7 protein-coding genes, 1 tRNA gene and 1 pseudogene are annotated in these 12836 nt (G+C 40.9%); 3 read left to right on the top strand and 6 right to left on the bottom strand.

What is annotated here, in order from left to right; translation table 11 throughout:
* Positions 1-15: 15 nt before the first annotated feature.
* From H6G40_RS13165 to H6G40_RS13150, 4 genes and pseudogenes are all read right to left on the bottom strand, one after another.
* Complete coding sequence (locus H6G40_RS13165) at positions 16-4236, bottom strand: AAA domain-containing protein (RefSeq protein WP_199309415.1); 4221 nt, start codon at positions 4234-4236, stop codon at positions 16-18.
* A 26-nt stretch (positions 4237-4262) separates the two neighbouring features.
* Positions 4263-4592, bottom strand: a complete 330-nt coding sequence (locus H6G40_RS13160; RefSeq protein WP_002735448.1) for a HigA family addiction module antitoxin — start codon at positions 4590-4592, stop codon at positions 4263-4265.
* An 8-nt stretch (positions 4593-4600) separates the two neighbouring features.
* Positions 4601-4747 (bottom strand): annotated as a pseudogene (locus H6G40_RS13155) (type II toxin-antitoxin system RelE/ParE family toxin); the annotation flags it as partial.
* A 73-nt stretch (positions 4748-4820) separates the two neighbouring features.
* Positions 4821-5762: a homogentisate phytyltransferase gene (locus H6G40_RS13150; RefSeq protein WP_069474128.1), complete on the bottom strand. Its 942-nt coding sequence runs from the start codon at positions 5760-5762 to the stop codon at positions 4821-4823.
* A 62-nt stretch (positions 5763-5824) separates the two neighbouring features.
* On the opposite strand from H6G40_RS13150, the gene H6G40_RS13145 reads away from it, so the two are divergent.
* Positions 5825-5911, top strand: a tRNA-Ser gene (locus tag H6G40_RS13145).
* 111 nt (positions 5912-6022) lie between these two features.
* On the opposite strand, the gene H6G40_RS13140 is transcribed toward H6G40_RS13145, so the two are convergent.
* Complete coding sequence (locus H6G40_RS13140) at positions 6023-6685, bottom strand: class I SAM-dependent methyltransferase (RefSeq protein ID WP_002735180.1); 663 nt, start codon at positions 6683-6685, stop codon at positions 6023-6025.
* Between the two features lie 106 nt (positions 6686-6791).
* Between H6G40_RS13140 and H6G40_RS13135 the strand changes: the two genes are divergently transcribed.
* Both H6G40_RS13135 and miaA read left to right on the top strand, forming a co-directional pair.
* On the top strand, positions 6792-9869 hold the full coding sequence (locus H6G40_RS13135; RefSeq protein WP_042790758.1) for a hybrid sensor histidine kinase/response regulator: 3078 nt from the start codon (positions 6792-6794) through the stop codon (positions 9867-9869).
* A gap of 673 nt (positions 9870-10542) precedes the next feature.
* Entirely contained in the window at positions 10543-11478 is a 936-nt protein-coding gene (gene miaA, locus H6G40_RS13130; RefSeq protein ID WP_036396432.1) for a tRNA (adenosine(37)-N6)-dimethylallyltransferase MiaA, read from the top strand.
* On the opposite strand, the gene H6G40_RS13125 is transcribed toward miaA, so the two are convergent.
* Positions 11420-12826: a DUF2079 domain-containing protein gene (locus H6G40_RS13125; protein WP_069474127.1), complete on the bottom strand. Its 1407-nt coding sequence runs from the start codon at positions 12824-12826 to the stop codon at positions 11420-11422. The genes miaA and H6G40_RS13125 overlap by 59 nt on opposite strands.
* Positions 12827-12836 lie beyond the last annotated feature (10 nt).

Here is a 12836-nt window from a genome sequence, read left to right as displayed (position 1 = left end):
GCAGCAAGGTTATCCTTAATCGCCTTCCTTAGTTCGGCTTTTTAGTGATCTTGTCAAAACCTGTACTTGATGCTTATCAATATTGTCATTAAACAGAGTATCGGTACATTCAGAACGTAAAGCTTTCCATAATGTTGCTTCTTCATAGTGTTCAATCTCTTTTGGAATATAGTCTAGGAGAGTTTTAGAGCAAACTACTATTAAACGCTTTTTAACTCTTGAAAATGCAACGTTTGAGCGATTTAAACTAAGAATGAACTCCACAGTCTTGCCAATTGCTGATGGATTACTTGCTGTTGCAGAAACGATCACATTGTCACGCTCACCACCCTGCACTTTCTCGACTGTATCAATTACATCTACAGCGTTTTCATAATAATTTGCTAATTTGGTTTTTAGTAGCGATCTTTGAGCGCGATGGGGTGTAAGAATTGCAGTAGAACCATTAGGAATATCTCCTCCCGCATCAAGAATTTTTTTGATTATTTTCACTTCAATTTGATTGCTACGTTTTGATTCACGTTCATCATGAACAACAAGATAAAGACCTCCATTTCCCTGTAAAAGTTTTTCCCAAGTTCCCGTAATTTCATCTTGTTTTATACTTTCATCTCTTGGTTTTCCTTGTAATTCAATGTTATCTTTGCGATAAAGACGTGCAATAAGTTCACGAATTTCATGGGGTAAACGATGAGTATAATCTAAAGCTGAACGTAATATTGCTTCATCAGATATTTCAATATCTGAGTTTTCTTTAAGATTTTGAATAGCTTGATAAGCACTGACATAGGGTTGATAAAGTAAAACAGGAGGACGATCTTCATTTTCCCAATCATGAGTAATAATAGGAGCGAGTTGTCTGTGATCTCCTGCCAACATAATTTCACCATCATCTTTAACTAATGTAGCTAAAGCCAGAAATTGAGGAAATACCATCATACTTGCTTCATCGACTATTAAAGTAGTTGTTTTAAAACCTTGAGGATAATATTGAGGAAAAGTTTTTGCCTGTTGCAGTGTATTTAACATCTTTAAAATTGCGCCCGTTGTTCCACCAATAACTGCTATACAGTTATATATAGTTATTTTTTTAGCTGTTTTCTTACCTCGTAAATTATTAATTTTTTCAAAGCAAGATTTTGCGGAAAAATCAGTGATATTTCCGCCTGTTCTCTTAATTTCTTTAGAATGCACTTTACTCAACTTAATTGGTGGAACAGAAAGTTGATAATCATTGGCGTGTTCTTGCAAAGTTGGCAACAATTTATCTAAACGTAAGAGTAAATTATCTACAGCAGTATGCGTATGAGCCGCAATCAGAACAATATCGCCAACATTGCGACGCGCCAAGATTCTTAGAAAAGTAGCGATCGCAGTTGTTTCTGTTTTTCCAGTTCCCGGTGGTCCTTGTAAAAGTTGAATTCTTGTATTCAATCCCTTAATAATTACTTCAAGTTGCTTTTCATCCAGTTTTTGATTGTTTGATAACGGTAAAGTATCAAGTAGATTAGAATATTGTTCTAAATCATTCTCCGAAATAGGAGTTTGTGGGGGGATTTGAGGAGTTTGCGGATTTAACCATTTACAAATGTGATTATCTTTAGCATTTTGTAATTTTTGATCAACCCTTCCAGCTATAAAATCCGATGGACTTTCATCTAAAGTCGCGTTTTGAAAAACTTGTGTTACGCCGTTATGAGATTTACTGTAAAGTCGATAGAGTTGTGACTTACCAGGAATAACAGAAAGCTCTATCTGCTCAGTATCCCAGTCAATTTTTTCTACAACACAGGTACTTCCACCAGCAAAAAGTTGTCTGATTGTTTGACCTTGATGTGGATCTTCGGAACTAGGACTAAGTCTAACAAAAGAACCTACATCAATGGTACAGTTAGCTTGTAAAACTTCAGCCGTAATATTATATCCATCAAGATTAATTTCTGCTGTTAGTCTATTATCACCCTGTAACCTTACATTTTTTACAGGTATTGTTCTCCCTAAAGAAACACGGTAGATAGGTGGTATTAAATGATTAGCAATCCAATCTGTTACCTTAACGTGCTGATCCAAACGAAGAAAATCAATAGCTGCCTGGGCAGCATCCACATCTAAACTAAAAACGGGTAAATCAGCAATAGTCAAAGATTTTTTTGTTATTTCTGGATTCTTAAATCTAATTCCTTCTTCAATCCATCTGATAGCATGAGTACGAGCGCGAAAATACTCTTTTAAATAATTCGGTTTTTGTGCTTGATTGTAGCGTTCAATGGAGCTTTTTAACTTGGGGGGAAGTGTTGGCTCATTAGGGTCAGGAAGTGTTCGCCATAAGGCACGCCAATAAGCTGCACTTAGAGAATTAAAGTATCTTAGTCTAACTTCAAACTGATGCTTACGAACATTTTGAGATTGTGATGTCGCCCATTGATTATTATCATCTATTTCTAAATTATTTTTAAAGTCAAATATATCTTGAGAAAAAGCCTGATCTAAATTAACAAGCCTTCCATTGATCTCCCGTCTCCAATGGTAACGTCTTCCAAACCACTTAAGAGAAGTGACAACCGCTAAATCTCTACCTGTCCATCCTAAAGCATAACGGCGATCTACTTCATCGGAAAGACAAGAGTAAATAAGTTGTTCTAAACTTTCTCGACATCCTAGTAACTCTCGTAAATGACTCAATAGTGCTGAATTAACGCGAGAACATCCCTCAACTAATTGAGTCATTTCTTGACGTGACCAAACATAAAAATGAATGGGTGCTTGTTCTGTTTTAGCTATCTTGGCAATCTTACCAACTAATTCTAATAAAAATCCTTGTATTAACTCTTTTTCAGAACCATTATCTTCTTTATAATCTCCTGTCCATGCTGAAGTTTTAAATTTAATTAAATCTTCTCCCTCAAGTTCTTTTTCTTTAAAAATAGGTTTATTATTTTCATCAATTCCTTCTTCTAAATATTCTTTAATGTTAGGATCTGGTTGCCATTTACCATCTGCATTTTGCTCAAATTTTGGGTCTAATTTTCCCTCACTTTTAGTAACATGAGCAGCCAGCGCACCTATTCTATTTTCTACATAATCATACTCAACAGAAAGATAGACACGAATAAGGCGTTTTCCATTAATTGTATGTTCTGGAAGTTGACTCTTACCTGAATAACTCGGAAGTGCCGTCACTTCATAGGTTCTTGGATCTAAGTCTCCACCAGGAAGAGTCCGCCGACGAGTGTTTGCCTTTAATTTAAGCAGTTCTAGATTCTCTGTAAAACTTATATCTTTTTGAAGTTGAATAGCTTGATTTCCTGCTAAGTCAATCTCGGCTAAATCATCAAGATTTTGAATACCTACTTTATTCAATGATTTAACAACTGATGAATCTATTCCCAATAATTCTAAACGGCGTTCTCTTGCACTTTCAGCTAAACAATGAACACTCAATGTGCAGTCACTACATTTTTGGTCTAATTGATAATCTAAATCAGTTAAATCAGTTTCAATAATACGTTTTAGCACACCATCAGAAGCTACTAAACGATTAATATCAGCTTCTATTGTATCTAGGTTTAAAGCTTCAGATTTAATAATATCTTGACTTTTATTAGTATTTTCATCAATGCGAACTACAACACATTCAATATTTTTAGGCTTTAAATTTATTCCATTGATAGTGATTGGATTATCGTTTATCAGTTGACGTAAAAGCATTCTATATAAAGCAACTTGTACTCGATGATAAGTTCTATCTTTTCGAGACGCTTTACACTCAACTAATCGCAGTTTAGGTTGTTCATTTTCCCAAAAAACAATTACAAAATCAATTTGCCCACTAATCTCAAATTCTCCCAGTTTTCCATTGATACCAATTTCCCGTCCATAAGCTTTTTGTCCGACTGACAAATTTGTTAACTTTTCAACAAAGTCATTCCAATTAGTTGATTTGTCTTCCTTAGAATTCTGCTCTATTTGGGTTAAATCTACTAATCCTTCTTTCTGAAGTGATTTCTCCCATTCATCCTCTCTTTTTCGACCTTCTGCTTCTAAAACCGGGTCTAAAGAGGTTGAAAAAATCAACTCATAAAAAGGAATATCTTTTTTGGCAAGTTCATAATTTTTGTACTTTAACTTAAAACGGCGATCGCATGATTGATAACGAATATATTCAGCAATGTCAGTAGCTCTAACCAATGGGATTGTCATTTGAGCTTCTTGGTTCTCCGTATTTTCGTCGGGCATATTCGTAGATTTCTCGAATTTTTGTATTATAATTCACTAAAATTTGTCATTTTACAACACTTTAGAGGAGATATTTTCTCTATTTCCCCGTCCTCCTTCTTTTTTACCTGATAAATATCCCACCGCAATTGCAGATTCAGCCAGAAATCGGGTGAGTTGCCGAAGAACTTTGCCAGACGGAGTGCCGTGCTGGGGGTAATGCCTCGTCGGGCATTGACTAGCTCGTTGACTCGCTGGTAAGGAACGTGAAGTCTTAAAGCCAGCTCTCGCTGTGTCAGGTTCATCGGTTCCAGAAAATCATAAAGGAGAACTTCTCCTGGATGGCTGGGGGCGCGATGGGTTGGTACTCGGATCATCTTTCACCTCAATGGTAGTCCACTATCTCTACTTGAGAAGGTCCGCTTTCTGTCCAAACGAAACAGATGCGGTACTGGTCGTTGATTCGGATGCTGTACTGCCCCTTCCTATCTCCTCGGAGTGCCTCCAACTTATTCCCTGGTGGAATTCGGAGATGGTTTCTTGACTAGGTGCGCTTGTGCCACCTAGCAAAAGTGAGGGAATGGCCGCTAAAAAAGGAGATATTTTCATATTAAACAAGCAAGGGGAAATATCAGGTATTCCAGGAAGAATAATTTCCAAATAAATTGGTAGAATCGGCTGATTTCGCTTTTATCTTCTAAATTTACTCCGCGACTACGCCACCAAAGAAGAACAAGTAGGAGCAGATGGGCGACAATGGCCAGAGGAGAATTAATTCCCGTTATTCCCAAGAGACCGACGACAATCATACCTGCATAACACAGAGAAATTGTCAAGAGAGAAATTGTTAAGATTTTTTCTGGGCCGAGCAGCAGGGTAAAAGTGGTAATTTGGTAAATGCGATCGCCTTCTAGGTCAGGAACATCCTTGAAAATAGCGATCGCAACGGTGAAAACGAGAACAAAAGCGGTTAAAACCCAGACTGAGGGATAGATAGACTGATTTTGATTAATAACTGTGTTGTAGTGGCGAAAAAGACCTAAATTAACGATGACACCCCGGACGGTAAAAATACAGAAGGCTGCCCAGAGGGGAAAGCGTTTTAACCGCACTGGTGGCAAGGAATAGGCAGTGCCGATGAGTAAACTAATCCCCACGGTGATTGACAGCCAAAAACCACCGATAAAAGCCAGTATGATTGCTAAAATACCGCTAAAACCCACGATCAACCCGCCTGTTAACCGAGAAAATTCGCCCTTGGCTAGGGGAAGATGGGGTTTATTGATTTTATCGATGTCGATGTCTTCCAACTGATTTAAACCGACAATATAGACATTACCCGCAAGACAAGCAGTCCAAGTGAGCAATAAAACCGACCAATGGCTAAAAAAATCGCTAATATTGCCTAAAGCAATCAAATACAGACTTAAAACACTTAAAGAAGTGCCGATAATCGTATGGGGACGGGAAAATTTCCAGAGACTCCCTAACCGGTCGAGAAAGTTAGGCCGGGGATGGTTAACTGGAAGAAAAGGAGCTTGATTCATAAAAAAAAATCAATCCTAGGACAAGTAATCTGTTAAAATAATAATCCAGACTCAAACCCTGTGGAGAGGTGGCAGAGTGGTTGAATGCGGCAGACTCGAAATCTGCTTTAGGGTCACACCTAACGTGGGTTCAAATCCCACCCTCTCCGTTGAACTGATAACTTATAACTTAGTGCTGTCGTTAAGGAGCTTAAGGGATGTAGCGTTGTCCTGGGTGGTTTCCGCAAGAGCAAAAGCTTTTCTAATACCTCTTAGCTTATTCACTTTTTCATGGCCAGGGTCAAACCATCACCAATAGGAATAATACTGATATTGACCCGTTCATCCTGCTGAATTTTGGCATTAAGGGAACGGATAATTTTGGTGCGATTATCATTGCTATCGGCCGTCGCTACCCGTCCTGACCAAAAAACATTATCAATAGCGATAATTCCGCCGCTTCTGACCAATTGCAACGCCTGTTCGTAGTAGCAATCATAATTACTTTTATCGGCATCGATAAAGACAAAATCAAAACTATTACTTTCTCCCCCGGCGATTAATTGATCTAAAGTCTCCAGGGCCGGGGCAATTCTTAAATCGATTTTATCGGCGACACCGGCCTGCTGCCAATAACGGCGGGCTATACTGGTATATTCTTCCCTCAGATCACAGGCGATGAGCTTGCCTTGCGGGGGTAAAGCTAAGGCTACCACTAGCGCACTATAACCGGTAAAAACCCCTATTTCTAGGGCTTTTTTCGCCCCGATCGCCTGTACCAAAAAAGCCATAAACTGACCTTGTTCGGGGGCAATCTGCATGACTGCCAGGGGTTGAGAGGCAGTTTCTTGACGTAATTGAGCTAAAATCGGAGATTCTCGCAGACAGATAGATTGATAATAGGAATAAAATTGTCGATCGAGTCCAAGAGTTTGATTAGCCATAAAAAAATTCCTAGTGGATGGATTTATCGGGTAAAATTCTGGGTAATCTGAAGCTAGAGAGAGCGCATTGGTTGACCAAAAAGGAAGACTTGGCAGGAAGCAAATCATGATGAAACCCGACTGGGATCATTTCTTTAACGAAGATCTCGAACAGTTGTTAGAGAGTTTAGAAGACAAAGACACCGACGGTGACGAGACCCTAGACGAACTTAGCTTTTTATTTGAGCAGACTTCCCCGCCAGCGGCGAGGTATGGGGCTTCTCTTGACCAAACCCTGTCTTTCTTGCCCTTAGAACCGGAATTAGCAGAACTTTTTAGCGATAGCATCAATTGGGAAGAAACCGCCACTAATGATCTTCATTCTACCCGTGGGACTGCTGCCAAGTCAGAAGCCGAAGATTGGGATGATCTGGAATCGCTGCTGCTAGAAAATGCAACAGTCCAGGACTCAGAGGCAATTATAACCATCAGCAACCCGAATTTTTACGACAGCCTCGAAGACTTAGAAGCTTTTCTGGAAAAACCCACTCCACCAGCGCAATCGCCACTGCCGGACATCTTTGAATCCCTAGAGGTCTTCCTCTGGGAATCCACAGCAGGGGAGCCTCTGGCCGCGACAGAACCTCTCCAACGGTTAGAATCACTGGAAATTGCCACGGAAAGCTCCCCAGAGCCTGAATTCAAGGATTTAGAAAAACTCCTCGAAGAAACCAATCCACCGGTCGGGTTAAATAACCTGCGTCCCCTTGTTGGTAAAGCTTTTGAACAGACGATGCGGGTGCCGATCAAACAATTGGACAACCTCAGCAATCTGATCGGGGAACTGGTGGTTAAACGCAATCACCTTGAACAGGAACAGGATCGCCTGCGTCTCTTTTTAGATAATTTGCTAACCTGCGTCCAAAATCTCAGCGATGTGGGCGTTCGGATGCAGGATCTCTATGAAAGAAGCCTCCTAGAAGGGGCTTTACTGGCTAGTCGCAATGCTGGTGGTGCCATCGGTTACGATGGAGTTCAGGGAAAAAATCAGGGCAATTCGACTATGACTGGGGAACTAGATGCCCTAGAGATCGACCGTTTTACCGATTTCCACTTATTATCCCAAGAGATGATCGAATTGATCGTGCGAGTGCGAGAATCGGCCTCTGATCTTCAATTTGTCGTCGATGAAACCGATCAGGTGACGCGCAGTCTGCGACAGGCTACCACCCAACTACAGGAAGGGATGACCAAATCGCGCATGGTTCCCTTTAGTCAAACTGCCGATCATCTACCCCGGGCAATTCACGATATTTCCCTGAAACTGCACAAACAAGCCAAATTAAAAGTGGAAGGAGGGGGTGTTCTCATCGATCAGATGATCCTCGAAAATCTCAATAGTCCCATGATCCATCTGGTCAACAATGCGATCACCCACGGCATTGAATCACCCGAAGAACGCCTGGCCAAAGGCAAACCTGTCCACGGTACGATCTCGGTTCGGGCATTCCTACAGGGCAATCAAACCGTGATCACCGTTAGTGATGATGGGGCCGGTATTGATGTTAATCTGGTTAAACTTAAGGCGATCGAAAAAGGCCTGATCAGCGATCGGGAAGCTCAAAACCTCAGTACCCAAGAAGTCTATGAAATTCTTTTTCATCCCGGTTTTAGTACCAAAGATCAGGCCGATGATTTTGCCGGTCGTGGGGTGGGTTTAGATGTGGTGCGTACCAGTTTAATCGATGTGCGCGGGACGATTACTATTGACTCGGTACTGGGCCAAGGAACCACTTTTACCCTCCGTTTACCCCTAACCCTGAGTATCTGTAAGGCCCTCTGTTGTGTTAGTAATCATGCTCGCATCGGTTTCTCCATGGACGGAGTGGAAGATGTGAGGGATTTCCGGGCCAGGGATATCCAAATGGATCGGGAGGGACGGCGCTGCGTTTTCTGGCAAAACACTTTACTACCTTTCCAACCCTTGAGCGATTTGCTTTCCTACAATCGACAACTTAGTCGCGGTAGTTTTTACACCGGCAAACAGGGGGAAGACTCTTTTGCGATCGTGATCCTGCGCGGTGGTAATAATCTCCTCGCGGTACAGGTGGATCAAGTGATCGGGGAACAGGAGATCGTGATCAAACAGATTGAAGGACCGATTCCGAAAACGGCTGGGATTGCTGGGGCGACGGTTTTAGGCGATGGTACGGTGATGCCCGTCGGCGATGTGTTAGAGTTGATCGACATCGCCAGCGGTCGTCTGCGTATCGATAACGGTGGTCTTTGGCGCCAATCCGTACCGCCTGTAGATGTGGAAATTAGCCAAAAATCCGAGGCTATGGTTCTGATTGTCGATGATTCGATTACTGTTCGGGAATTGCTCTCTTTAAGCTTTAGTAAAACTGGTTATCGTGTGGAACAAGCTCGGGATGGTCAAGAAGCTTGGGAAAAATTACGCGGTGGTTTGCCCTGTGATATCGTTTTTTGTGATATCGAGATGCCCCGCATGAATGGCCTGGAATTACTGTCTAATTTGCAAAAATACCCCCGATTAGCGACGATTCCCGTGGCTTTGTTGACTTCCCGAGGCTCGGAACGTCATCGTCAGGTGGCGGCGAAATTAGGGGCCAGTGGTTATTTTACCAAGCCCTACACGGAAATAGATTTACTCTCGGCAGCTGAAAGAATGATTGCGGGGGAAGTATTACTAGCTAATAGTATTAAAGCGACCTCTAATCAGCTTTCATCCTCCGATACAACGATTATTGATAGTGATCCCGCTAATTTGTTAGCACAATCGAGTCCTCTCGTCTTGATTGTCGATGATTCGTTAATAGTGCGGGAAATGTTAGCGATTTCTTTGGTTAAAGCTGGTTATCGCATTGAACAGGCCCAGGACGGTTTAGAAGCATGGGAAAAATTACAGGCCGGATTAGCTTGTGATCTGATTCTCTGCGATATCGAAATGCCTCGCCTGAATGGGTTAGAATTACTCTCTCGTCTGCAAGAGGATGAACAACTTCAGGGGATACCAGTGGCGATAATTGCCTACCAAGGGACGCAAAAAATGCAGCATCTTGCCGCCGCTAAAGGGGCAAAAGGTTATTTTGTCAAGCCCTATATTGAGGATGTTTTACTTTCAGCAGCCCAACGTTTAATCGCTGGTGAGGTATTAATCCAGAAAGAAAGTTCCGTGGATTAGCTGAGGTTGAGTAGCTGGTTATAATCAAATTTAAAATGGATTTTAGGTTCGATCCCCCCTGCTCCCTAGGGTTGATTCATTTAAATTAAGTACAACTGATGCTAAATTCAGTTATTAAAAACTGATTATTTATTCTCCGTTTTGCCTGAGTGCCTCTCTTGATATGTAGTCCATACTCAACGGATTTAGTATGATAAGCATTTCAGGGCTCAGGAAGAAAGTATGGGGAAAATAGGCCAGCAATTCTAAATTTGCCCTGTAATAAGGCTTTTGGGAGTTAGTTCGCATAATACGGGGTAAAATTCAATGGGATGGCGAATTTCATTTCACGAGTCTTCGGGCTTTTGACGTGATAGTACACCCAAAGTTGCGCCAAAAATCCCCCTTTAAAATGTTCTTTAAATCCCTAAAAGGCTTGCTGTGTCTAAAACTGAGAATTGCTGAGGATTTTGCCGATAGCTTGCAGATGTTCTTGTAATTGCAGTTCTTCTTGAGCATTCATGATGCCTACATCTGGTATGGTTAGTTTAGGACTAATTATCCTCTATCTCCCTCTTCCTAGCCATCAGCATTTATACTCATTACATATCTGGGATGCTCCCCGTTGAACAAGCAATTTCCGATAGTGATAGGTCAAGAATCCCCCGTCACAGCGCAGCTTGACGGTGGGAGTATGTCAACTATTCTGATTGTTATTTGTGGGGCAACTGCCACAGGAAAATCCAGTTTAGCCCTACAATTGGCCGAAAAGTTTAATTCAGTAATTCTCAGTGCCGATTCCCGACAAATCTATCGAGAATTTAATATTGGTACTGCTAAACCTAGCTTAGAAGAATGTCAGCGGATTCCCCATTATCTAATTGATATTTGTGATCCTCAAGATAATTTTACCCTAGCACAGTACCAAGAACAGGCTGAGAATTTAATCAGCAATCTCCAATATTCTCCTCTGTTTTTGGTCGGTGGTACGGGACTTTATATCAAGTCCATTGTCAAAGGTTTAAAAATACCGAGGGTTTCTCCTCAAGCGGATTTGAGACGGCAATTACAAGCTTTAGGACAATCCTATCTTTATCAAATTCTAATGCAGGTAGATGAAGAGGCCGCTAAAAAAATTCATCCCCATGATCAGGTCAGGACTTTACGCGCTTTAGAGGTTTTTTATGTGACAGGAAAACCTATCTCTAGTCAGCAGGGAGAAAATCCCCCCACTTATCCAATTTTACAAATTGGTTTAGACTGTTCCCCAGAAAGTTTAGACAAGCGGATCACTGTTCGTACTCATCAAATGATCACAAGGGGATTAGTAGCAGAGGTGCAGAATTTGGGGGATAAATACGGTTGGGATTTGCCACTTTTGCAGACTTTGGGTTATGCAGAGATTAAGCAATATCTCCTCGGAGAAGTTTCTTTAGAACAGGCGATCGATCTAATTATCCTCCACACCCGTCAATTTGCCAAACGTCAGCGCACTTGGTTTCGTGCCGATGCTAATATTGTCTGGTTTCCCGTCGATAAAGAAAATTTATTGGAATTGGTGGAACGAAAAATTATTTTGTTTCTTGAGGGGTTGTCAAGGCCCGATATAAAAACACATCATCCTGATTAACGATTAACTGAAAGTTCTCATTTTGATTCAGTTTATTTAAGTGATCATCAATTAGTTCTGGTGAACTAGACCAACCGGGATGACGGCGATCGAGTAGGATATAATTAAATTGATTTAAATCCAGGGATTGGGAACCTTCGATCGCTAATTTGATCATTTTCCGATGGGTAAGATGGGGGGCAATTCTAGAAGTAGTCAAGACACTGTCACTGGTGGTAATTTGGGTAAGAGCTTTTTGGGTGGCGGACCAAGTATCGAGGGAATTTAAATACAGTGACCAAAAATAGCCGTATTTAGCTAGGGCAAAAAAGGCAATAATTGCCCAAGTAATTATCCATTTAGGTTTTTTTAACCAGTTACCATTATGGGCTAAAGTGGCGATAACCGCTAGAAATAAAAAGGGCAAAATTGGCAGGGAATATTGAGTGGTTAAGTTTTTTTGTGGGGCATGATCTGCTAATAAATTTAAAGCGAGTGCGGGAATAGCGGCAATTATTGCGGTAGAATAGCGCCAAGATAAACCCCAAACTAAGGGAATAATTAATAGGATGAGGTATTCTAGATTATTGCCAGTAAAGATTTTTCCTAAGACAAGATCGGGTTTGAGGAAAAGATTAAAGATAATTGCTGGCAAACTATCTCCTAGATAACTATATCGAGAATCAGCCATTTCAATAACTGCCGATTTTCCTGTCAGGAGAGGGATTAATAATTTCGTGGTGATAATAAACCAAAGAATGCCGCTAATCATAGCAATTATTCCTGGGATTTTTTTCTTTTCCCAGAGAAGTAACCAGATACCCATTCCCAACAATGTTAAAGAGAGAATTGCTTTACAACCGAGAATAATAATAATTCCTAGACAAAATCCCCAGGGATTATTTAATCTTGCCGCTAAAACCGTCCAAAAAATGGCTGGCACTGCGATAACTTCTGGATGAAAATCAAAGAGATTAACGTTAAAAATCAGGGGATAGAGCAGATAAACTAAGGCTAATGTATAAGCTTGTTTTTCTTTTAATCCCGCTTGTATTGCCAATTGCCAGAGGGGAAAAACGGCAAGGGAAAGGGAAAAAGCTTGCAAGAAAAGCAGCCAATAAACGCTAGGATAAATTTTATAAAGTAAGGCTATAGGATAGAGAATAAAAGCGATATGATCGCCTAAGATATGGTAGCCAACAAAAGATATAATCGGTGGTTTAGCTTGAGAAATTAAGTAAACTCCCTGATCGAACCAACCAAGATCAAGAGCATTAGATTGAAATAAAATATGTCTGATAGCACTGCAAATAAACAGGATTATTGTAGCGCAACCAATTAACCAAAATAAATCATTCTTTTTGTGCATAATCGTTAAA

The organism is Microcystis viridis FACHB-1342, assembly GCF_014698335.1.
GTDB lineage: Bacteria > Cyanobacteriota > Cyanobacteriia > Cyanobacteriales > Microcystaceae > Microcystis > Microcystis ichthyoblabe_A.
The sequence above is the reverse complement of the archived record's forward strand: the minus strand, read 5'-3'. Positions and strand labels throughout refer to the sequence as shown.